General features: G+C 72.2%; 17 protein-coding genes. 6 read left to right on the top strand and 11 right to left on the bottom strand.

The window, feature by feature from the left end:
* The first annotated feature begins 11 nt into the window (after positions 1–11).
* Complete coding sequence (locus AC5Y5V_RS24090) at positions 12–1862, top strand: putative bifunctional diguanylate cyclase/phosphodiesterase (RefSeq protein ID WP_499940437.1); 1851 nt, start codon at positions 12–14, stop codon at positions 1860–1862.
* Positions 1863–1874: 12 nt separating this feature from the next.
* On the opposite strand, the gene AC5Y5V_RS24085 is transcribed toward AC5Y5V_RS24090, so the two are convergent.
* The 3 genes from AC5Y5V_RS24085 to AC5Y5V_RS24075 all read right to left on the bottom strand — a co-directional run bounded on the left by AC5Y5V_RS24085 (position 1875) and on the right by AC5Y5V_RS24075 (position 5953).
* On the bottom strand, positions 1875–4775 hold the full coding sequence (locus AC5Y5V_RS24085; RefSeq protein ID WP_499940435.1) for an MMPL/RND family transporter: 2901 nt from the start codon (positions 4773–4775) through the stop codon (positions 1875–1877).
* Complete coding sequence (locus AC5Y5V_RS24080) at positions 4772–5218, bottom strand: MmpS family transport accessory protein (protein ID WP_499940501.1); 447 nt, start codon at positions 5216–5218, stop codon at positions 4772–4774. Before AC5Y5V_RS24080 ends, AC5Y5V_RS24085 begins: the two co-directional genes overlap by 4 nt.
* A 138-nt stretch (positions 5219–5356) precedes the next feature.
* Positions 5357–5953: a TetR/AcrR family transcriptional regulator gene (locus AC5Y5V_RS24075; RefSeq protein WP_499940434.1), complete on the bottom strand. Its 597-nt coding sequence runs from the start codon at positions 5951–5953 to the stop codon at positions 5357–5359.
* Between the two features lie 129 nt (positions 5954–6082).
* On the opposite strand from AC5Y5V_RS24075, the gene AC5Y5V_RS24070 reads away from it, so the two are divergent.
* A complete protein-coding gene (locus AC5Y5V_RS24070) occupies positions 6083–6727 on the top strand; it encodes an SOUL family heme-binding protein (RefSeq protein ID WP_499940433.1) in 645 nt (214 codons plus the stop codon).
* A gap of 19 nt (positions 6728–6746) precedes the next feature.
* Here AC5Y5V_RS24070 and AC5Y5V_RS24065 read toward each other — a convergent pair whose 3' ends face one another.
* The 3 genes from AC5Y5V_RS24065 to ligA are packed head-to-tail and all read right to left on the bottom strand — an operon-like array spanning position 6747 to position 9757.
* Positions 6747–7247, bottom strand: coding sequence for a DUF427 domain-containing protein (locus AC5Y5V_RS24065; RefSeq protein WP_499940432.1), 501 nt, complete (start codon positions 7245–7247; stop codon positions 6747–6749).
* 19 nt (positions 7248–7266) lie between these two features.
* The gene (locus tag AC5Y5V_RS24060) at positions 7267–7695 is read right to left on the bottom strand and encodes a tautomerase family protein (protein ID WP_499940431.1); all 429 of its coding nucleotides are present in this window, start codon (positions 7693–7695) and stop codon (positions 7267–7269) included.
* A 4-nt stretch (positions 7696–7699) separates the two neighbouring features.
* Positions 7700–9757 (bottom strand): NAD-dependent DNA ligase LigA, encoded by a 2058-nt coding sequence (gene ligA / locus AC5Y5V_RS24055; protein WP_499940499.1) that lies wholly within the window; start codon positions 9755–9757, stop codon positions 7700–7702.
* Between the two features lie 211 nt (positions 9758–9968).
* Here ligA and AC5Y5V_RS24050 point away from each other — a divergent pair, with 211 nt between their 5' ends.
* Complete coding sequence (locus AC5Y5V_RS24050; protein WP_499940430.1) at positions 9969–12722, top strand: PE family protein; 2754 nt, start codon at positions 9969–9971, stop codon at positions 12720–12722.
* Positions 12723–12841: 119 nt separating this feature from the next.
* On the top strand, positions 12842–16252 hold the full coding sequence (locus AC5Y5V_RS24045) for a PE family protein (protein WP_499940429.1): 3411 nt from the start codon (positions 12842–12844) through the stop codon (positions 16250–16252).
* A 67-nt stretch (positions 16253–16319) separates the two neighbouring features.
* Here AC5Y5V_RS24045 and AC5Y5V_RS24040 read toward each other — a convergent pair whose 3' ends face one another.
* Entirely contained in the window at positions 16320–17321 is a 1002-nt protein-coding gene (locus AC5Y5V_RS24040; protein ID WP_499940498.1) for a uroporphyrinogen decarboxylase/cobalamine-independent methonine synthase family protein, read from the bottom strand.
* Between the two features lie 113 nt (positions 17322–17434).
* On the opposite strand from AC5Y5V_RS24040, the gene AC5Y5V_RS24035 reads away from it, so the two are divergent.
* Complete coding sequence (locus AC5Y5V_RS24035; protein WP_499940428.1) at positions 17435–18070, top strand: sensor domain-containing protein; 636 nt, start codon at positions 17435–17437, stop codon at positions 18068–18070.
* A 6-nt stretch (positions 18071–18076) separates the two neighbouring features.
* Here the strand turns inward: AC5Y5V_RS24035 and mnmA are convergent, their stop codons facing one another.
* Both mnmA and AC5Y5V_RS24025 read right to left on the bottom strand, forming a co-directional pair.
* Positions 18077–19153, bottom strand: a complete 1077-nt coding sequence (gene mnmA, locus AC5Y5V_RS24030; protein WP_499940427.1) for a tRNA 2-thiouridine(34) synthase MnmA — start codon at positions 19151–19153, stop codon at positions 18077–18079.
* Positions 19150–20331 carry a cysteine desulfurase family protein gene (locus tag AC5Y5V_RS24025; RefSeq protein WP_499940426.1) on the bottom strand — a complete coding sequence of 394 codons (1182 nt, stop codon included), beginning with the start codon at positions 20329–20331 and terminating at the stop codon, positions 19150–19152. Before AC5Y5V_RS24025 ends, mnmA begins: the two co-directional genes overlap by 4 nt.
* Before the next feature lie 198 nt (positions 20332–20529).
* Here AC5Y5V_RS24025 and AC5Y5V_RS24020 point away from each other — a divergent pair, with 198 nt between their 5' ends.
* The gene (locus tag AC5Y5V_RS24020) at positions 20530–21042 is read left to right on the top strand and encodes a hypothetical protein (protein WP_499940425.1); all 513 of its coding nucleotides are present in this window, start codon (positions 20530–20532) and stop codon (positions 21040–21042) included.
* A 123-nt stretch (positions 21043–21165) separates the two neighbouring features.
* Here the strand turns inward: AC5Y5V_RS24020 and AC5Y5V_RS24015 are convergent, their stop codons facing one another.
* Both AC5Y5V_RS24015 and AC5Y5V_RS24010 read right to left on the bottom strand, forming a co-directional pair.
* Entirely contained in the window at positions 21166–22017 is an 852-nt protein-coding gene (locus AC5Y5V_RS24015) for a lysophospholipid acyltransferase family protein (protein WP_499940424.1), read from the bottom strand.
* Positions 22014–22865: a GNAT family N-acetyltransferase gene (locus AC5Y5V_RS24010; protein WP_499940423.1), complete on the bottom strand. Its 852-nt coding sequence runs from the start codon at positions 22863–22865 to the stop codon at positions 22014–22016. Before AC5Y5V_RS24010 ends, AC5Y5V_RS24015 begins: the two co-directional genes overlap by 4 nt.
* Positions 22866–22969: the final 104 nt, after the last annotated feature.

The following is a 22969-nucleotide window of genomic DNA, read 5'->3' as shown; positions in this document are numbered from 1 at the left end:
CAAAACCTCCCATGCCGAGTAAGTCTTCCGCAAGAAATTTGCACACCATTGTCACCGCCGTGGCAACCAAACTCATGGGCGCCACGGTCGACACCATTGCCGCGACCAGCACTGAGGCTTTGGCCGAGTTGGTGGCTTTCCTCGACGTCGACGTCAGCTTTCTGCGGCACAACGACCACAGCATGCACGCCACGATTTTGGTGGCCGAATGGCCGCCGCGGCCCGATAAACCCGACCCGGACCCGTTGCACACCATCTATTTCGCCGACGCCGATCCGGTGTTCGCCCTGTGCGAAAACATCAAAGAACCGGTTTTTCTGCGCCCCGAATCCACTGACGAACAATACCGGCGCACCCTCTGCGACGCCGGCCGCGGCGAGGTCAGCTCCATGGCCGCGGTCCCGTTGGTGGCCGGGGACGTCACCACCGGGGTCCTCGGTTTCGTAAAGTTCGGCGATCGGAAGTGGAGCGACGACGAGATCAACGCGCTCACCGTCGTCGCCACCATGTTTGCCCAGGTGCAGGCCCGGATGACCGTCGAGGACCGGTTGCACTACCAAGCCAGGCACGACGACCTGACCGCCCTGCCCAATCGTCGGACCCTGTTAAGTCACCTCGACGAACGCCTCGCCGGCGACCAGGTGGGGCCGGTGGCGGTGCTGCTCTTCGACCTCAACCGGCTCAAGGCCATCAATGACTATCTCGGGCACGACGCGGGCGATCAGTACATCCGCGACTTCGCGGCGGAGACCAGAGCGGCGATGGAAGCCCAGGGCCTGATCGCCCGCGTGGGCGGTGACGGGTTCGTCGTCGTACCGGCGAAGGCGACGGACCTCGCCGGCGCCACCCTGCTGGCCGAAAATCTCAGCGCGCGGCTGACCGATCAGGTGACCGTCGGCGGCGAGGTGCTCAACCGCACTGTGAGCGTCGGTGTCGCGGTCGGCACGCCCGGCAAGGAATCGGGCCTCGATCTGCTTCGCCACGCCGACGAGGCGCGGCGCTACGCCAAGGCGAGCGGAACGGAAAGAATAGGCGTCTTTTCCACCGAGATGGCCACCCAGCGCAAGAGCCGGGCCGACATCGAACTGCGGTTGGCGGACGCCATCGAGACGGGCGCGCTCACCGTCCTCTACCTGCCCGAGGTCGACATGCGGACCGGCGCGGTGCTGGCCGTCGAGGCGCTGGTGCGCTGGCAGCACCCGACACGGGGCCTGCTGGAGCCGGATATGTTCATCCCCGCCGCCGAATCGCTGCACCTCGCGGGCGAGCTGGGCAGGTGGGTGCTCCGCGCGGCGTGCGCCGACCTGGCGCAGTGGCGGGCCGACGGCGTGGGACTCGACACCATGTTGCGCGTCAACGTGTCTCCGGCCCAGCTCGTCGCGCACGACCTGGTGGGCACCGTACGGCGCACGATCGAGGAGTTCGGTCTCGACGGATCCGCGATGGGGCTGGAGATCACCGAGAGCATGCTCATCCGGGATCTGGTGACCACCCGGGCCACCCTGAGCGGGCTGACCGACCTCGGCATCGACATCGCCATCGACGACTTCGGCACCGGGTTCAGCGCGATGGGGCTGCTGCGGACGCTGCCGGTGAGCACCCTGAAAATCGACCGCGGGTTCGTCCACGATCTCGACACCGACGACGACGACCTGGCGATCGTGCGTGCGGTCATCGGGCTCGCGGAGGCGCTCGGCCTGAACGTGGTCGCCGAGGGCGTCGAGTCCGCGGATGCGGCCCGGGCCCTGCTGCGCGAGCGGTGCTTTCGCGCGCAGGGGTTCCTGTTCTGCCGCCCGCTGACGGCGGAGGCGACGCGACGGCTGCTGACCGACGGCTCGGTCGGCACCACCATCACCCTCTGAGCCGGCCCCGGGTTAACGCGTCTTGGACGCGGCGCCTGGGGCCGCCGGGTCACCGTCCTCCCACAACAGCAGTTGGCGCACCGCCGCGCGCGGGCCGTACGGCCGCAGCATGGTGCTCGCGGGCCGCGGCCGCACCCGTTGGGGCCACCAGAACCACCGTCCCAGCAGCGTGGCGATGGACGGCGTCATGAAGGACCGCACGATCAGCGTGTCGAACATCAGCCCCAGGCCGATCGTCGTCCCGATCTGACCGAGCACCTGGAAGCCGCTGAACAGGAACGCGCACATCGTGACGGCGAAGACGAGGCCCGCGGAGGTGACCACCGAACCCGACCCGGCCATCGCGCGGATGATGCCGGTCTTCAGGCCGGCGCCGATCTCCTCCTTGAAGCGGGAGATCAGCAGCAGGTTGTAGTCGGATCCCACTGCCAGCAGCAGGATTACGGCCAACGCCAGCACGACCCAGTACAGCTGGATGCCGAAAAGGTACTGCCAGACCAGCACCGACAGCCCGAACGAGGCGCCCAGCGACAGCGCCACCGTGCCGACGATCACCAGCGCGGCCACCAGACTTCGCGTGATGATCATCATGATCAGCAGGATCAGCGAGATCGCCGCGATCCCCGCGATCATCAGGTCCCACAGGGCGCCGTCCTGGACGTCTTTATAGGTGGCCGCAGTCCCGCCGATGTAGACGTTCGCTTCGGCCATCGGGGTGCCCTTGAGGGCTTCGTGCGCGGCGATGCGCATCGGCTCGATGTGCGAGATGCCTTGCGGGGTCGCGGGATCGCCCTCATGCGTGACGATCATGCGGGCGGCCTTGCCGTCGGGCGACAAGAACAATTTCAGGCCGCGTTTGAAGTCGGGGTTGGTGAACACCTCGGGCGGCAGGTAGAAGGTGTCGTCGTTCTTCGCGACGTCGAAGGCCCGGCCCAGGGCGGTCGCGTTCTCGATCGCCGCCGCCGTCTGGGCGTAAATGCCGGACAGGGTGGCGTAATTCGCCATCACCAGGTCGCGATTCGTCTGCTGGCTGTTGATCTGGGGCGGTATCAGCCCCACCAGTTTGGGCTGCAGCGCATCGAGCTGGTCCAGGGTGGCCGTCAGGTCGGAGAATTTCTGGGCGAGCTGGTCGATGCCGTCGAGCGCGTCCAACACCGACCTGATGGCATAGCAGACCGGGATGTCGTAGCAGTGCCGGTCCCAGTAGAAGTAGCTACGGATCGGCCGGAAGAAGTCGTCGAAGTTGGCGATCTTGTCGCGCAGGTCGTTGATGGTGGTGATGGTGTCGCGGAAGCTCTGGGCCTCGCTGTGCGTGGTGGCGGCGAGCTGCTGCTGCAGGGTGTACTGCTGCTTGAGCAGGTCGATCGTCTTGGACAGCTCGCCGGACTGCTTGAGCAGGTCGTTCGCCCGATCCCGTTGATAGGTCAGGTTTTCGGTCTGGTTGGCGCTTTGCGCGCTGATCTGGAACGCGAGCGAGCTGTGCACCAGCGGGGTGCCCAGCGGCCGGGTGATCGACTGCACCTGCGCGATGCCACGGGTATGGAACACCGCCTTGGCCACCCGGTCCAGGATGAGCATGTCGGCGGGGTTGCGCATGTCGTGGTCGGTCTCGACCATCAGCAGCTCGGGCTCCAGCCGGGCCCGGGAGAAGTGGTGCTCGGCGGCGGTGAAGCCGACGTTGGCCGGCGCGTCGGCGGGCATGTAGGGGCGCGTGTCGTAGCTCGTCTTGTAGCCCGGCAGGGCGAGCAGGCCGATGAAGGCCAGCGCGCACGACACCGCGAGTACCGGGCCGGGCCAGCGGACGATGGCGGTGCCGATCCGCCGCCAGCCGCGGGTCCGCATCGCACGCTTGGGTTCGAAGCACCCCAGAGCGGCGCCCAGGGTCAGCACGGCCGGCGACAGGGTCAGCGCAGCGGCGAGCGCGACGAGGATGCCCAGCGCGGCGGGGATGCCCAGGCTCTGGAAATACGGCAGCCGGGTGAAGCCCAGACAGGCCACTGCGCCGGCAACGGTCAGTCCGGAGCCCAACACGATGTGGGCCGTCCCGTGAAACATGGTGTAATAGGCGGTTTCTCGATCTTCTCCGGCGCCGCGCGCCTCCTGATAGCGCCCGACGAGAAAGATCGCGTAGTCCGTCCCGGCGGCGATCACCAGCAGCGTGAGTAGATTCGTCGCGTACGTCGAGAGCCCGATGATCCCCGCGTTGCCCAGCACCGCCACGATGCCGCGGGCGGCGGACATCTCGATGAGCACCGTGATGAGCACGAGCAGCATCGTGACGAACGACCGGTAGACGAAGAGCAGCATCACCGCGATCACCCCGATGGTGATTGCGGTGACCTTCGCCGTCCCCTTGCTGCCGACGTCGAACTGGTCCGAGATGAGCGGCGCCGCGCCCGTCACATAAACCTTGATGCCCTGTGGCGGTTGGGTCTTCGCGATGATGTCGCGCACCGCGCCGACGGACTCGTTGGCCACCGCCGAGCCTTGGTTGCCGACGAGGTTGAGTTGCACGTAGGCGGCCTTGCCGTCGTTGCTCTGCGATCCCGCCGCGGTCAACGAGTCGCCCCAGAAGTCCTGCACGTGCTCGACGTGCTTGCGGTCCGCCTCGAGCTTGCGGACCAGGCCGTCGTAGTAGTGGTGGGCGTCCGCGCCGAGCGGTTTGTCACCTTCCAGCACGACCATGGCCGAACTGTCGGTGTCGAACTCATGGAACGCCTGACCGATGCGTTTGGTGGCGATCAGCGCCGGCGAATCCGGCGAACTCAGCGCCACGTTGTGGGTCTTGCCCACCTCTTCCAGTTGCGGCACCAGGGCGTTGGTGACCGCGGCCAGGGCCACCCACAACAGCAGGATGGGCACCGCAAGCGTGCGGATGAGGTGCGGGATGCGCGCCCGTTGTCCGTCGCTCATCCGGACTTGTCCAGGCAGAAGGTGTAGGCGCTGGGTGTGTTGACGGTGCGTTCGTCCTTGACTTCGCCGTTGACGGTGATGCGGCAGCCGAGCATGCCGCCGTCGCCCTGCGCCACGACGTTGCCGAGCACCGCGGGCTCGGTGGTGGTGATCGTGAACGACCACGGCAACGGGGCGTTGCGTACCTCCTGCGGCTGAGCGTTGACGTCAAGGTAGTTGATGGTCGCCACCGCCCCGGGGTCGCCGAAAACCTCCAGCACCACGCTCTTGGGGTTGAACGGGACGATCTGGTCGGACAGGCCCCTGTTGGCCGACGTGTTGTTGTGCGAGCCGAAAATTCCGTGCAGGCGATAGATGGCGAAACCCGCGGCCGCGAGCACGACCACCGCCACCAGCACCATCCATCCCCGCCTGACGACGGTGGCTGGCGAAAATCCTGAAATCCCCTTCACCGGTTGGCCTTTCGATGATCGGGCGAAACGGCCACGCTCGGCCGGCTAACAGACAGCGCGATCGATGGATCTGACAGTACGGTACCGGACCGTACTTCACAAGAGACGGGACCGTACACTTTCACCGCGTTACCCGGCGGATCGGGTCAGGCCGGGGATGAGGAAATCGTCCACCAACCGCTGCACGGTCCGACGGGTCGGCGGACGGTCGGGAAGGATGGAGCGGAAGATCAGATACCCCGGCAGCAGGTCCCACAGATCGTCGGTGAGCGCGTCCGCGGTGATCTCACCCCGGTCCACGGCTTCGCGAAGTACCTGCTTGATCAACGCTTTTCGCTGATCGAGGAATTGATGCTGCAGGGCGTCGTTGAGCGCGGGGTGGCGCGACACCTCGACGAGCACCGCGCGGATGGTGCTGGCGTGCTGGTTGCCCTGCAGGCAGCAGATCTCGCCGAGCTTGATCAGGTCGCCCCGCAGCGTGCCGGTGTTCGGCGCGACCGCGGCCTGCCGCACTCCCTCGATGAACGCGGCGAGCACCAGCTCGTCCTTGGTCTGCCAGCGGCGGTACACCGTGGCCTTGCTGGCACGGGCGGTGTTGGCCACGGCGTCCACCGTCAGTCGGTCATAGCCGTGTTGCTGCAACAACTGCAAAGTCACCGCGAGCAATTCAGCCTCGCGGGGTGACCACGGTGATACGTCCGCGGAGTCGGTCGCCGTCTGGGCCATAGAGCACACGATAGGGCCACGGCGTCCGCTGCGGCGCCCCGGTCACGAGAATCGTGGCACTATGGGCCCATACGGCTTGCCCGCCAACTCGATTGCAGCCGTAGTCCCCTGGCCAGAGGTGGGAGCAGTATGTTGAGAAAAATCGCGTCGTTGGTGCCCCAGGTGGCGCAGGGGGCCGGCTCCATCGTCGGTGTTCGGGCGGGGACCGAAGAGCCGCCCTTCGAGATCGTCGAGCGCGTCAACGGAGTGGAGATCCGGCGCTACGGGGCTCGCATCGCGGCACAGACCACGGTCACCGGTGACGAGGACAGCGCCCGCACCCAGGGCTTCCGCCGGCTGGCCGGCTACATTTTCGGCGGCAATCACCAGAAGTCGAAGATCGCCATGACTGCTCCGGTCAGCCAGGGCGCGAACGTCACCACGAGGGGCGATCGAATCGCCATGACAGCGCCCGTCTCTCAGACCACAGGCCAGGACGGCTCCTGGGTGATTCGATTCTTCATGCCCGCCAAGTGGACGCTCGAGACCCTGCCCGAGCCCGATGACGCGGACGTGCAACTGGTCGCCGTGCCGGGTGAGACCGTCGCGGTGCTGCGCTTTGCCGGCGGCTACGAGCCTGAGGTGATCGCCGCACGCACCGATGAGCTGCGGCGCGCGCTGGACGATACCGAATTCGAGCCGTCGGGTGACCCACAGGCATGGTTTTACGACCCGCCGTGGACGCTGCCGTTCCGCCGCCGCAACGAGATCGCCGTCCCGGTGACCGGGCGTTGACGACGGGCGCCCCCGCCGGCTACCACCCCGTCGACCCCGGAATTCCCTTGAACGGCCCGACAATCCAGCTGGTCACCCAACCGCCGTAGAAGCCGCCCGGTTGAGCGATGACCCCCTCGCCGTTGACGGTGCAGCGGTCGACCTGGGCGGCCATCACCGCGATGGCGCCTGCGAGCGGCGAGAATCGGGCCGTGGGCGCGAGATAGGTCCAGGCGGCGCGCGGCGCAGTCGCGGCCGGGACGACCAGGTCGTAGTAGCTGGCCCGACCCTTCCATTCACACCATGACGTGCCGGATGCCGGTCGCAGCACACCATCGCGGAAGGCTTCCCGGGGCAGGTAATAGGTGGGCGGATGACTGGTTTCCAGCACTCGCCAGGCGCTGGTTGTCCGCGCGATGATCTGGCCGCCCAACTCGACCGTTATCGAGCCGGCGAACTCCTCCAACCGCGGCGGCCGGGGATAATCCCAGACCGACTCTTGTCCGGGTCCGACCGGATCGGGTGTGGGCCACGGATTCACGCCGGCCCCGCCTGTCGGCCTACTGGCTCGCGAGTAACTCCCCGAGCGCGTCGGCGTTGCTCTCGAGCCACTGCGCCTCCTCGCCCGGGGCGGGCATGATCAGCCCCGCCTCCATGATCGACGTGGGGTCGATGTCGTTCAAACCGATCAGCAGCGATCGAGCGTCCTGGCCGGTGATCGACGTCCACGCCGCGGACAGCTCGGTGAGCAGCCGCGCCCGGGTCTCGCGATCGCGGCCGGCGCGGATGCTGCCGTTGATCGCCGAACAGGTGTTGGGCTTGCCGGCCGTGAAGTACGTTCCGGGCTGGTACTCGAGGAACAAGACGTTGACGAACCCGCGGGGCGCACCCGTGACGCTGCAATGAATTTCGGTGATGGCCCCGGCCAGGGCGGAACGCTTGTCGGCGTCCAGCGAGCCCGCGGGAACGACGCATTGATAGAACGGCATACGCCTACTCTCCCCCTTCGGACGCGGCTTCGATACCGGGCGGCCCCTCTTCGATGAGGCGGCGGAACCCGTCCTCGTCGAGGATGGGCACGCCGAGTTCGACGGCCTTGTCGTACTTGGACCCCGGCGAGTCGCCGGCGACGACATAGGAGGTCTTCTTCGACACCGAACCGGCGGCCTTGCCGCCCCGCGACACGATCGCCTCCTTGGCGTCGTCGCGCGAGAACCCCGCCAGCGAGCCGGTGACCACGATCGTCAGCCCGGCCAGCGTGCGCGGGATGCTGTCGTCGCGCTCGTCGGCCATGCGCACCCCGGCGGCCTTCCACTTGTCGACGATCTCGCGGTGCCAGTCGACGGTGAACCACTCGGTGACCGCGGCCGCGATGGTGGCCCCCACCCCCTCGACCGCGGCCAGCTGCTCGGTGGACGCGTCGCGGATGGCGTCGATGTCGCCGAACTCGGTGGCCAGCGCCCGCGCGGCCGTCGGCCCGACGTGGCGGATCGACAGCGCCACCAGCACCCGCCACAGCGGTGCGGCCTTGGCCTTGCCCAGGTTGGCCAGCAGTCGCTTGCCGTTGGCGGACAGCTCGCCGGCCTTGGTCGTGAACAGCTCGGTGCGCAGCAGGCTTTCCTCGTCGAGGGCGAAGAGGTCGCCCTCGTCGGCGATGACACCCGCCTGCAGCAGCGCGACACCCGCCTCATAGCCCAGCACCTCGATGTCCAGGGCGTTGCGGCTGGCGACGTGAAATACCCGCTCCCGCAACTGCGCCGGGCAGTGCCGGGCGTTGGGGCAGCGGATGTCGGCATCGCCCTCCTTCTCCGGCGCCAGCGTGGTGCCACATTCGGGACACGTTGTGGGCATGGCGAATTCGCGCTCGGAGCCGTCGCGCAGGTCGACGACGGGGCCCAGCACCTCGGGGATCACGTCGCCGGCCTTGCGGATCACCACGGTGTCGCCAATCAGCACGCCCTTGCGCCGCACCTCCGAGCCGTTGTGCAGCGTGGCCTGGGCGACGGTGGACCCCGCCACCTTGACCGGGGTCATGAACGCGAACGGGGTGACGCGCCCGGTCCGGCCGACGTTGACGCGGATGTCCAGCAGCGTGGTCTGCGCCTCCTCCGGCGGGTACTTGTAGGCGATGGCCCAGCGCGGCGCCCGCGAGGTGGAACCCAGCCTGCGCTGCAGCGTCACCTCGTCGATCTTGACGACCACGCCGTCGATTTCGTGGTCCACCTCGTGGCGGTGCTCGCCCCAGTAGTCGATGCGCTCCTGCACGCCGGCGATGTCGTCCACCAGGGTGGTGTGCGCGGAAACCGGTAGCCCCCAGGCCCCTAGCGCCAGGTATGCGTCGTGCTGGGTGACCGGCCGAAAACCCTCGGTGTGCCCCAGCCCGTGGCAGATCATCCGCAGCTTGCGGCGGGCCGTGACGGCCGGGTCCTTCTGGCGCAGCGACCCCGCGGCGCTGTTGCGCGGGTTGGCGAACGGCGCCTTGCCCGCCTCGACCAGGCTCGCGTTGAGGGCCTGGAAATCGTCGACGCGGAAGAACACCTCGCCACGAACCTCGAGCACGTCGGGCACCGGGTAATCGTCGCTGGCGGTGAGCCGTTCGGGGATGTCGTCGATGGTGCGGGCGTTCAGCGTGACGTCTTCGCCGGTGCGGCCGTCTCCCCTGGTCGCCGCCCGGGTCAGGCGGCCGTTGCGGTAGACCAGCGACAGCGCGACGCCGTCGATTTTCAGCTCGCACAGGAAGTGCGCCGCGTCCCCCACCTCGGCGTGGATGCGCGCGGCCCAGGCGTTGAGCTCGTCGCTGCTGAACGCGTTGTCCAGGCTGAGCATCCGCTCGAGGTGCTCGGCCGACTCGAAATCGGTGGCGAACCCGGCCCCGCCGACCAACTGCGTGGGCGAGTCCGGCGTGCGCAGTTCGGGGTGCTCGGCCTCCAGCGACTCCAGCCTGCGCAGCAGCGTGTCGAACTCCGCGTCGGTGATGATCGGCGCGTCACGCACGTAGTACCGGAACTGGTGTTCGCGGACCTCCTCGGCCAGGTCCTGCCACTCGCGCATTACGCCGGGGGGCAGTGGTTGAGCCGAAGTCACCCTGGCAGGTTATCGAAGGCCTCCGACACCTCCGGCTGTGGTCGCCGCCGAAAGGACGCTTCAAGAGCAGGCAATTTGCCGACGCATTGAGCCGGGCGCGCGTAGCGTCATAGGCCGATTTCGCAGTTCCCACGCTGTCTGATGGCCTGCGGAGCACCTGAGGTGATGGGAGCAGACGATGTCGTCATACGTGGTCGCGGCACCCGAGACGCTGGCAGCGGTGTCGGCGGATTTGGGTGGGATCGGCGAAGCGATCAGGACGGCCGCCGCCGCGGCCGCGCGGCCGACCACGTCGATCATGGCCGCGGCGGCCGATGAGGTGTCGACGGCCATCACGCAGGTATTCAGCAGCCACGCGGCGGAATTTCAGGCGCTCAACCTGAAGACGCTGCTGTTTCATAACGCGTTCGTGCAGAACGTGCTGCAGAGCGCCAACAGCTATGTGGGCACCGAGCTGCTCAATTTGGTGGACATGGGCCAGCAACTGACGCTGGTTTCCCCGGTCAAGGCGCTGACGGGACGCCCGGCGATCGGCAACGGCACCGACGGGGCGCCGGGCACCGGGCAGGCCGGCACCGACGGCGGGTGGTTCATGGGCAACGGCGGCAACGGCGGCTCGGGGGTGGCCGGCGTCAACGGCGGGGCCGGCGGCAACGGCGGGAACGGCGGGGCCGGCGGGAGCCTCGTCGGGCACGGCGGAAACGGTGGCACCGGAGGTAAAGGCGGCGACGCCACCAGCCCCGGCGGGGCCGGCGGGAAGGGCGGCAACGGCGGAAACGGCGGGGCGGGCTACGCCGAAGGCAACGGCGGTGACGGTGGGGCCGGTGGGGCCGGCGCCGCCTCGGACTTCGGTAAGGCCGGCACCGGCGGGGCCGGCGGAAACGGCGGCAACGCCTACCAGGCGGTGGCGACCGGTGTCAGCGGCAACGGCGGCAACGGCGGGGCCGGCGGGGGCGGTGGAGCCGGCGTGGAGGGTTCCCCCGGCGGGGACGGTGGGGGCGGTGGCAGGGGCGGCATCGGCAGCCCGGGTGGCTTCAACCCCGGCGGCCTCGCCGGCAACGGAGGCGACGGCGGCAACGGCGGGGTCGGCGGCAATAGCGGGCCCAACATCGGGCAGGACGGCGCCAACGGCGGCAACGGCGGTGCCGGCGGCGACGGCGGCGTGGCCAGCGGCGGCGGCCCCAACGCAAACGCCCCCGGCGGCGGCATGGGTGGCAACGGCGGCAACGGCGGGGCCGGCGGCGAAGGGTTCATGGAGTCCGAAGGCGCGACCTCCGGCGGTAACGGCGGGGTGGGCGGTGCGGGCGGCGCCGGGGGCAGCGGGATTCCCCTCACGGCCGGCCTGTCCGGCGGCCCCGGTGGGGCCGGTGGCCACGGCGGTACCGGCGGCAACGGCGGCAAAGGCGTCATCGCAGGCGGCGACGCCGGCAACGGCGGTGCGGGCGGCGCCGGCGGTGGCGGCGGCGCCGACCCGGGATTCGGCGGCCACACCGCCATGGCCGGCGGCGCGGGCGGCGACGGCGGAGACGCAGGTGCGGCCGGCGCCGGCTTCGACCCGAGTTCCAACGGCCACGGCGGCACCGGCGGGGACGGCGGGGCCGGGGGCGCCGGCGGCAACGGCAGTGCCGGCAGCCAGACAAACGGCTTCGTCGGCGACAACGGCGGCGCCGGTGGGGCCGGCGGCAACGGCGGCGCCGGCGGCGCCACCGGCCACGGCGGCAAGGCCGGATCCGGCGGCGCCGGCGGGGCGGGCGGCAACGCCGCCGCCAACTCAGGGGCCGTCGGGTATGCCGGCGGCAATGGCGGCGCCGGCGGCGCCGCGGGCGTCGCGGGCACCGGCGCCACCGCGGGCGCCGGCGGAACCGGCGGCAACGGCGGGGCCGGCGGCAACGGCAGTGCCGGCGCCAACGGCGCCCCCAACACCGTCGGCTTCACTGGCGGCGCCGGGGGTGCCGGCGGCGATGCCGGCGACGGCGGCGCCACCGGCGTCGGCGGCATCGGGGGGCACGGCGGCATGGGCGGCCAAGGCGGCGCCGGCGGCAACGCATCCGGACCCGGAAACAACCCGGGCGCCGGCGGTATCGGCGGCGTCGGCGGGGCAGGCGGCGCGGCGAGCGCCAACGGAACCAACGGCAACGGCGGCCAGGGCGGCGCCGGCGGCACCGGCGGCGTCGGCGCGACGGGCGCGAACGATCCCGCCCAAGGCAAGCCCGGCTACCTCGGCGGCACCGGCGGCGCGGGCGGCGTCGGCGGCGCCGCCGGCAACGGGGCCGGCGGTGCGGGCACCGGCGGCACGGGTGGCACGGGTGGCGTCGGCGGCCGAGGCGGCGACGGCGGCAAGGCGACCACGGACAGCCCGACCATCGGCTACCACCACTTCAGCGGCGCCGGTGGCACCGGCGGCGTCGGCGGCGTCGGGGGCGCGGGCGGCTCCGGCGGCGCTACCGGCATCGGCGGCGACGGCGGCCAGGGCGGCCTCGCGGGCACGGGCGGCGGCGGCGGCGCGGGCTACATCGGTACCTCCTCGATCGGCGTCGGCGGCGGCGCCGGCGGCACCGGCGGCACCGGCGGCGCGGGCGGGAGTGGCGCCACCGGCGGCCTCGGCGGCGGGGCCGGCGGCGTCGGGGGCGGCGGCGGTTACGGCGGCCTCGGCGGTCCCGGCGACCGGGGCGGTGCGGGCGGCAACGGCGGGCTCGGCGGCCACGGCGGCAGCGGTTTCAGTGCCCCCGGCGGCGCCGGCGGCGGCGGCGGCCACGGCGGCAACGGCGGCGGCGGCCTGTCCGGCGGCAACGGCGGCAACGGCGGCAACGGCGGGGCCGGTGGCTTCGGGCCGCCTGGCGGCGTCGGCGGCGCCGGCGGCACCCACGGCAGCGGAGCTTCCATCGCCGGCTCGGACGGCCACGACGGCACCAAGGGCCCGGACACCCCCTAACCAGCCGAATTGCCCACGTACCCGCTCGGCCCCGCGTAGCGTCGTACTCCGATTTCGCAGTTCCCGGGCTCTCGGGCGGGCCCACAATCTGTGGATCACCGGACGTGAGGGGAGCCGCGATGTCGTCACATCTGACCGCCGTACCGGAGGTGCTGGCCGCGGCGTCGGCTGACTTGGGCAGCATCGGCGAGGCGATCAGGACGGCGGCCGCGGCGGCGGCACCGTCGACGACAGCGATCGCGCCCGCGGCGGCCGACGAGGTGTCGGGGGCCATCACGCGGCTATTCAGCAGCCACGCGGCGGAATTTCAAGCGCTCAACCTGCGCACGCTGCTGTTCCACGACGGGTTCGTGGGGAACCTGCTGGGTGGCGCCGTCCGCTATGTGGGCACCGAGCTGGCGTCCACCCAGCTGCTGGATGTGGTGGGCGAGGCCCAGAAGTATGCGCTGTTCTCGCCGGTCAAGATGCTGACGGGGCGCCCGGCGATCGGCAACGGCACCGACGGGGCGCCGGGGACCGGGCAGAACGGCACCGACGGCGGGATCCTCATCGGCAATGGCGGCAACGGCGGCTCGGGCGTGGCCGGCGTCAACGGCGGAAACGGCGGGAACGGCGGGTCCGGCGGGCTGGGCGGCATTCTCACGGGCCACGGCGGGAACGGCGGTGCCGGGGGTAAGGGCGGCGACGCCGTCATCCCCGGCGGCAACGGCGGCAACGGCGGCAACGGCGGAAACGGCGGGGCGGGCGCGCAGACCGACGGTAACGGCGGCGCCGGGGGCGCCGGTGGCGCCGGCGCTCAGGGGGCGGCCGGCCACGCCGGCGGCAAGGGCGGCGCCGGCGGGGCGGGCGGCAGCTCCTACCCCGTCCCCGCCCAGGGCGCCAACGGTCACGGCGGCGACGGCGGCGACGGCGGGGCCGGCGGGGCCGGCGGGCTGAACGCGGCCGGCGGGGCCGGCGGGACCGGCGGTATGGGCGGTTCCGGCACCCCCGGCGGCATCAACCCGGGCGGAGCCGCCGGCAACGGCGGCAACGGCGGGGCCGGCGGCCACGGCGGGGATGACACCGGGTCCGGCGGGCAGAGCGGCGGCGCCGGCGGGGCCGGCGGCACCGGCGGCACGGGCAGCGGCGGCCCCAACGGCAACGCCGGCGGGGGCGGCACCGGCGGCCTCGGCGGCAGGGGCGGTGACGGCAGCGACAGCATCGGCGGCGTCGGTGGCGGGGCCGGCGGCGCCGGTGGCGCCGGCGGGGCCGGCGGCTTCGGCGGCGGCACCGACCCCAACCTCGCCGGCGGCGGCCCCGGCGGTACCGGCGGCAAGGGCGGTGACGGCGGCAACGGCGGTCGCAGCGATACCGGCATCGGCGGCAACGCCGGCAGCGGTGGGGCCGGCGGCGGCGGCGGGGCCGGCGGGGCAGACCAGGGAGTCGGCGGGCAGACCGCCGCTGCCGGCGGCCAGGGCGGTCACGGCGGCGATGCCGGCACGGCCGGCACCGGCACCACCGCGGGCCACGGCGCCACCGGCGGAAACGGCGGCGCCGGCGGCAACGGGGCCGGCGGCAGTCAAACAGTCGGCTTCGCCGGCGACCACGGCGGCAACGGCGGGGCGGGCGGTGACGGCGGCAGCGGCGGCCCGACCGGCACCGGCGGCAACGCCGGCCGCGGCGGCAACGGCGGGGCCGGCGGCGGCGGGACCAACGACTCCGGCCAGAACACCGGGCTGGCCGGCGGCAACGGCGGCGCCGGCGGCAACGCCGGCACCCCCGGCTCCGGCGCGACCGCGGGCCTCGGCGCCGCCGGCGGCAACGGCGGTGCCGGTGGCAACGGATCCGTCGGGTTCGACGGCGGACTGAACGCTGCCGGCGTCGCGGGCGGGGCGGGGGGCCACGGCGGCGACGGCGGCAACGGCGGCGCGACCGGCACCGGCGGCAACGCGGGCCGCGGCGGCAACGGCGGCAACGGCGGCAACGGCGGCCCCGACAACGGCGGCGGCGGGCAGAACGGCGCCGCGGGCGGCAACGGCGGCGCGGCGGGTGCCGCCGGCACCGGCGCCACCGCAGGCAGCGGCGCGGCCGGCGGCAACGGCGGCAACGGCGGCAACGGGACCATCGGCGTCAACGGCGCCCCCGGCACCGCGGGCCACAACGGCGGCAACGGCGGCGCCGGCGGCAACGGCGGCGCCGGCGGCGCGACCGGCACCGGCGGCAACGCGGGCCGCGGCGGCAACGGCGCCCATGGCGGCAACGGCGGGCTCGACAACGGCGGCGGCGGGCAGAACGGCGGCAGTGGGGGCAACGGCGGAGCGGCGGGCACCGCCGGCACCGGCGCCACCGCGGGCGTCGCCGCCGCGGGCGGCAACGGCGCAGGCGGCGCCTATGGCAGCGCCGGCGCCACCGGCAGCGGCCGCAACGGCGGCGACGGGGGCGCCGGCGGTACCGGCGGCAACTCGAGCGGAGCCGGACTCAACGGCAGCGGCGGCAATGGCGGCCTGGGCGGCGCCGGAGGCAGCGGCCGCAACGGCGCCGACGGCGGCGGGACCGGCGGGACCGGCGGCAACGGCGGTCACGGCGGGGCGGGCGGCGCCCGCGGCCAGGGCGGCACCGGCGGCACGGACGGCAACGGCGGCACCGGCGGCGCAGGCGGCGCAGGCGGAGGCGGCGGCGCCGCCTCCGGCACGCAAAGTTTTGGGCAACCCGGCGGCAACGGCGGGCGGGGCGGCGAAGGCGGCGGCGGCGGCGCGGCTGTCGGTACCGGAGTCAACGGCAACGGCGGCGCGGGCGGCGCAGGCGGCAACGGCGCCACCGGCGGCACCGGCCAAAGCACGACCGATAACGGCTACCCCGGTGGCTCCGGCGGCAATGGCGGCAATGGCGGCATCGGCGGGGCGGCGGGCAACGGCGGCGGCAACGCGGGCACCGGCGGCACCGGCGGCCGCGGCGGCTTCGGCGGCACCGGCGGCGCCGGGTCCGGCGCCGACGCCGTCTCGCTACACAACGCCGGCAACGGCGGCACCGGCGGCAATGGCGGCACCGGCGGCACCGGCGGCGTCGGTGGCCTCTTCGGATACAGCGGCGACGGCGGCGCGGGCGGCAACGCGGGCACGGGTGGCGTGGGCGGCAGCGCGGGCGTCACCGCCGGCGGCAACGGCGGCCAGGGCGGTGTCGGCGGCAACGGTGGCGACGGTGCCAGCTTCGGCATCACCGGCGGTGCCGGCGGTGGCGCCGGCGTCGGTGGAGCCGGTGGCGACGGCGGCGGCAGCGTGACCGACGCCGGCAACGGCGGCCACGGCGGCCAGGGCGGCGCCGGCGGCGTCGGCTACGGCAAGCCCGGCGGCGCCGGCGGTGCCGGCGGCAGCGGAGGCGCCGGCAGCAGCGCTTTGTCCGTCGGTCACGGCGGCGACGGCGGCAACGGCGGCAAGGGCGGCAACGGCACGAACGGCGGCACCGGCGGGGCCGGCGGCGTCGGCGGTCACAGTCCAGGACTTACCCCTAACGGCAACCCCGGCAGCAAAGGCCCGGACGGCACTAACACCTGACTCGTCCTCGACGAACGCGCGTAACCGCTCGGGCGCGACAGGCGGATGAGGCAGCCGACAGGGGCTGTCAGCCGTCGTGGTCGGCCAGCCCCTCGGCGGCCTTACGGACCAGCCCGATCGCGGTCCGCGCCCATTGCGGGGTGGCCGGCGCCAGCCCGCACGCCGGGGTGAGTCCGATGCGGTCGCGCAGGACAGACCAGCCGAAGCCGAGCCGGTCGGCCACCCCGGTCGCGGCGGCGGCCACCTCCTCCACCGACGGCCGCCGGTTCGGCGCGCTGGTCGGCACGACGCCCAGCAGGACGGTGCGGCCCGAGTCGACGAACGCGGCGACGCCGTCGAGATCCTCGGCGCGCAGCGCCCCGGCGTCCACCGATATCGCACTGATCTCGCTGCGCTGCAACAGTTCCCAGGGCAGGTTGGGCGCGCAGCTGTGCACCACCACGTCGGTGCCGACGCCCGCGACGCAGGTGTCCAGCAGCGCGCCGGCCACCGCTTCGTCGAGCGCGGCAACAGGACTCAGCGCCGTCACCCCTGTCAGCTGCCCGCCCAGCGCCGCCGGCAGCGACGGCTCGTCGAACTGCACCACCACGTCCGCCTCGAGCCGACGGGCCAGCGCCGCCCGGTGTGCCGCAACGCCTTCGGCCAGCGATGCCGCCAGATCTCGCACCGCGCCCGGGTCGGTAATCGCCCGGTGGCCGTTGGCCAGCTCCAGCCCGGCGGCCAACGTGATCGGTCCGGGTGCCTGCACTTTGACCACGCGCCCGGTGCCGCGCAGCCCGGCCGTCTCCCACGCCTCCTCGAGGGCGTCCATGTCCTCGTCGAGCAAGCTCACGGCCCGCCGGGTCACCGCGCCGGGCCGCGCGACAATCCGGTATCCGCGCGGCATGGTGTCGATGGCGACGTCGATCAGCAGCGCTCCGGCCCGTCCCAGCATGTCCGCGCCCACTCCCCGGGCAGGCAACTCGACGATGTGGGCCAGCGCATCGGCCAACTCGCCGACGACGATCTCGGCGGCCTGCCGCGGGCTGCTGCCGGGCCAGGATCCAATGCCCGTGGCCCTCACCGCCAGCTGTGCCAAAACACTCACCCGGCAACCGTATTCGACCTCACACCGACGACCGTTCGGCAGGGGTGTTTGCGGCCCGCCGGCTTGGGTAGGTTCGAAGGTCAGAAGGGTGTCAGATGTCAGGGTTGGCGCGGTCGCTGGTGTTCTGCGGCGCGGTTTTACTGACGGCGGCGTGCACGCGCGTGGTCGACGGCACCGCGCTGTCGGGATTCGGCCCCGCCGCCAGGGGCGTGCACGGCGTGAACGTCGACCAGATCTTGCTGGAACAGCCCCGCATGGGCGCGATCACCGGCGCCGGAGAGCATCTGACGATCATCCCTACGATGGACGGGCGGACGCCGATCGACATCGAGGAGCTGGCCCGGACCGCGCCGCGGGAGTGCCGGTTCATCTACGCCGAGACCGCGACCTTCGGGCCCGACATCGAGGAGTTCCACAAGACCACCTTCCAGGACCCGCCGGATGGCGCCCTGATCTCGGAGGCCGCCGCCGCCTACCGCGATCCCGACACCGCCCGGCGAGCATTCGACGCTCTGGTCAACACGGTGCGGGACTGCGCGGCCAACCCGGACGGCCACCCGTATGTGGGCAGGTGGAAAACCGAAGGCAACTCGCTGCACATGCGGCCGGGCGGCTGCGGCCGCGACTACCGGGTGCTGTCGGTGGCGTTGCTGGAAGTCACCTACTGCGGCTTCCCGCCCTCGGTATCCGAAATCGTCATGACCAACATCGCCGCGAACATACCCGGCTAGCCGGTCTCAGCGCCGGGCGGCGGAGATGGTCGCGCTGCCCAGCACCTCGTCGCCGTCGGCATCCGGCCGATACAGCACCAGCGTCTGGCCGCGCGCCACGCCGCGCAGCGGGACGCGCAGCCGGACCGTCAGCTCACCGTCGACCAATTCGGCTACCGCGCCGGCGGTTTCGCCGTGGGCCCGGACCTGGACCAGGCACTCGACGGGACCCGACGGCGCGGCTCCCCCGGTGAACACCGGCGCGCGTCCGACCAACTCGTGCACGTCGAGGTCCGCCGCGGCACCGACGTGCACGGTCGCGGTGTCGGCATCGATGGCCGTGACGTAACGCGGGCGGCCGTCCGGCCCGGGCCCGGCGATGCCCAGGCCCTTGCGCTGCCCGATCGTGAAACCGTGCACGCCGTCGTGGGCGGCCAGCACCGCCCCGTCGGCGCCGACGACAGTGCCGCGCCGTACCCCGATGCGCTCGCCCAGAAAGGCGCGGGTGTTGCCCGACGGGATGAAGCAGATGTCGTGACTGTCGGGCTTGTCGGCGACCGCGAGGCCCCGCCGAGCGGCCTCGGCCCTGATCTGCGGCTTGGGCGTGTCCCCGATGGGGAAGGCGGCGTGCCGCAGTTGCTCGGCGGTCAGCACCGCGAGCACGTAGGACTGGTCCTTGTCACGGTCGACGGCGCGGCGCAGCCGGCCCTGCGACAGCCGCGCGTAGTGGCCGGTCGCCACCGTGTCGAAGCCCAGCGCCACCGCCCGCGCGGACAGGGCGGCGAACTTGATCCGCTGATTGCAGCGCACGCACGGGTTGGGGGTTTCACCCTGCGCGTAGGACGCGACGAAGTCGTCGATCACGTCCGCCTGGAACTGCTCCGCGAAATCCCATACGTAGAACGGTATTCCGAGCACATCGGCGACCCGGCGGGCGTCCGACGCGTCCTCCTTCGAGCAGCAGCCGCGCGAGCCGGTGCGCAGCGTGCCGGGCGCGCTGGACAGGGCCAGGTGCACGCCGACGACGTCGTGGCCGGCGTCGACCATGCGGGCGGCGGCGACCGACGAGTCGACGCCACCGCTCATCGCGGCGAGAACCCTCACTTAGGCGCCCCCGCGGCGGCCAGGGCGGCCCGGCGGGCACGCTCGACCGCCCCCGGCAGCACCTGCAGCGCCGCGTCCACGTCGGCGTCGACGCTGGTGTGCCCCAACGAAAGCCGCAGCGAGCCGCGGGCGCTGGCCGGGTCCGCGCCCATCGCGACCAGCACGTGCGACGGCTGCGGCACGCCCGCGGTGCAGGCCGATCCGGTGGAGCACTCGATTCCGTTGGCGTCCAGCAACATCAGCAGCGCGTCGCCCTCGCAGCCGCGGAAGGTGAAGTGCGCGTTGCCCGGAAGTCGCATGGCGTCGCGGGCACCGTTGAGGTGGACGTCGTCGATCTCGGCCAGCACACCCTGCACGAGGCGGTCGCGCAGCGTGCGCAGCCGCGCGCTGTTGGCCTCCAGCCCGTCCACCGCGATCTGCGCGGCCGCGGCCATCCCGACGGCACCCGCGACATCGGGTGTGCCCGAACGGATGTCGCGCTCCTGCCCGCCGCCGTGGGACAACGGCACACAGGTGACGTCACGGCGCAACAGCAACGCGCCCACACCCGGCGGTCCGCCGAACTTGTGCGCTGCCACGCTCATCGCGGAGAGCCCGCTGGCGGGAAAGTCGACCGGCAGCTGCCCCACGGCCTGCACGGCATCGCTGTGCATCGGAACCTCGAATTCGGCTGCGACGGCAGCGAGTTCGGCTACCGGCAGGATGGTGCCGACCTCATTGTTGGCCCACATCACCGACACCAAAGCGACATCGTCGTGGCTGTCCAGCGCCTCGCGCAGGGCGGCCGCCGACACCGAGCCGTCCGGAGCGGTCGGCAGCCAAGTCACCTGGGCGCCTTCGTGTTCGACCAGCCACGCCACCGCGTCCAGCACCGCGTGGTGTTCCACTTCGGTGGTGATGATGCGGCGGTGGCGCGGCTCCGCGTCGCGGCGGGCCCAATAGATGCCCTTGACGGCCAGGTTGTCGCTCTCGGTGCCGCCGGCGGTGAAGAGCACCTCCGAGGGCCGCGCGCCAAGTTTGGCCGCTATCAGCTCCCGAGACTCCTCGACCCGCCGGCGCGCCGCGCGGCCGCTGGTGTGCAGCGACGACGCGTTGCCGACCGTGCCGAGCGCAGCCGTCATCGCCTCGATGGCGGCGGGGTGCATCGGGGTGGTCGCGGCGTGATCCAGGTAGACCATGACGGGCCCCAGAATACCGGGCCGGCCGTGTGGCCCAGAACTCGCGAGCGGTCGACCGGCCGTCCGCCTTCGCCGGCACCGTATCGCCGATCCACCTGGTGACGTACGATTCGCCGGTATCGCACTATTTAGCCGCACTATAAAACGGCGTCAGCAGCGTCAGGAACCCCTCGCCGGGCGCCAGAAGGGTCGTGTGTGATGTTCGATCTCTCCAAATCCGCCAGGCTGGTCGCCGGTGCCGCACTCGGCGCCGCAGCCCTTCTCGGGTCGGCCGTCAACGGCGGCACGGCCTCGGCTGACCCCAGCAAGCTGATGTCGATGCTGCCGCAGGGCTTTTCCTCGAGCAATTGCAAGGTGGTGAGTCCCACCCCGCATGCGGTGGAAACGGTGAGCTGCGACAAGAGCACCGAGTCTGACGGGCCCGCGAGTGCCGTGTTCATCCTGTACGCAAACACCGATGACTTGGGCCAGGCGTTGCAGCACGTGAAAATGACGTTGTCCTCGACATGTCCGGGTAACCAGCAATCGCCCGGGCCGTGGGGCTACGGCTCCGGCGACAAGAACGCCGGCCAGGTCCAGTGCGGAACCGGGCAGGGCGACAATTCGTCGTCCTCGATGGTCGCGTGGACGGACACGGCCAAGCTGGAGGAGGGCGTGATCCAGGGTCCGGACATCGCCAGCCTGTATCAGTGGTGGCGCACCAAGTCCTGACGGCCCTGGATTCACACTCAGGCGCCCACGGCGACACCGAATTGTCGAGTGAGGCAGGCAAAAAGACACCCGCGACCTCGCCGTGGCTGAAGTGACCGATGGGACCGTCAGCCGCACACCCGCTCAGGCCACCAGCGCGTGCCCGGCCTGGCGCGGCGGCGCCTCGTGCACCTCGGCATGGCACCGGCCGGCCAGCGCGCGCCGGTCGGTGCCCGGTAGCTGCAGGGCGGCCACCCGGACGCGGGCCAGCGTCCGGTGCGCCGAGAGCAGGCGGCACACCGACCGCAACAGGGTGTCGTCGCCGACGAAGGCCGGCGCGGTCGACACCGTGCCGTCGCCGTGGTGATACGTCAGCCGCAGCGGCTGCACCGGCCGGCCGGCGTCGATGGCGGCCTGGAACATCGCCGGATAGAACGGCCCGAACCCCGGGTGGGACGCACCGGAATGGCCGCACCGGGTGGTGCCTTCGGGGAAGACCACCACGGTGTGGCCGGCGCGCAGCCGGCGGGCCACGGCGTCGACCACCTCGGGCAGCCGGCGCAGGCTGGCCCGCTCGATCGGAATGATCTTCAGCACCCGGGCCACGATGCCGGTCGCGGTCCCGGTGAACATGTCGGCCCGGGCGACGAAGGAGCCGGGCAGCACCGCGCCGATGGCGAAGGCGTCCAGCCAGGAGATGTGGTCACTGACCACGAGGACACCGCGGAGGTTGCGAATCGGGTTGCCCGACACCGTGATCCGCACACCGAAACAGAACAGCACCAACCGGCAGTAGCCGCGCTGTACGCGGGTGCGGCCCGGCAGCGGCACGGCCAGCAGCGGCAGCCCCGGCGCCAGCAGCAGCGCCAGCACGATGCGGCGCGCAACCCGCAGATACACCAGTGACCGCCGCGACGCGGCCACTTCGCTCACACAGCTGACGTCGCACGAGGTGCGGGGCAGCCAGGCATGCCCGGTGACCGCGGGAACGCTCATCGCGCGCCGGCCGCCAGGTCGGACGCGGCCGACACCGACCGCAGCCGCTTCAGGTACCGGGTGTCGGCGTCCTGTTTTCGCAACAGCACACAGAAGTCGCCGACCCCGAAATCCGGGTCGTGTGCGGGCTCGCCGCAGACCTGCGCGCCCAGCCGCAGATAGCCCCGCATCAGCGGCGGAACCGACGGGCGTGGTGGCGGCGGAATGTCGGCCAGGTCCCTGCCGTGCACCCGCACCGGCCGGTATGGGCGCACCCCGTACTCGGGCGGGGCGGCGTGCCGGCTCAGCACGAAGTCGCGCACTCCGCGCAGCGCGCTGCCCGGACTCGGGCCGTCCTCGTCGATCGGCACCGACACGCAGCCCGTCACGTAGTCGTAGCCGCAGCGGTCCAGGTAGGCCAGGATGCCCGCCCACATGAGCAGCACCACGGCGCCGTTGCGGTGGCCGTCGCGCACCGCGGCGCGACCCATCTCGACCAGGGAGGGCCGCAGCGAATCAAAGGCGCTGACGTCGAATTCCGTCGCGGTGTAGAGGCCCCCGGCGGCGATGGCACCCGTCGGGGGCAGCATCCGGTAGCAGCCGACGAGCGCGCCGGTGTCGTCGTCGCGGACCAGCAGGTGATCGCAGTACTCGTCGAAGCGGTCTTCGTCGCGCTGGCCGTCACCCGGCAGCGTGAATCCGGGTGTGGCGCTGAACACGTCGTAGCGCAGGCGTTGCGCGGCCTCGATCATGCTCGGGTCGGTCGATAGCAACAGGGAGTAGTGCGGCCCGTCGGACGCCCCCGACACTGGGGACGTCGCCGGGCCGCCGGGTTTTTCGGCGGCTATCAGAACAGAAGCGATGCTCATGGCACCAACGTGACGCAGTCGATGTGCTAATCGGCATCGGCGCGCTGACATGTCGGTGCACGCCAGGTGACAAATCTGACGAGCAGACGTAAAAGCCCCTCATT

The organism is Mycobacterium sp. NGS68, from assembly GCF_059812195.1.
Note: the sequence above shows the minus strand (reverse complement) of the source record. Positions and strands in the feature narration are given on the sequence as shown.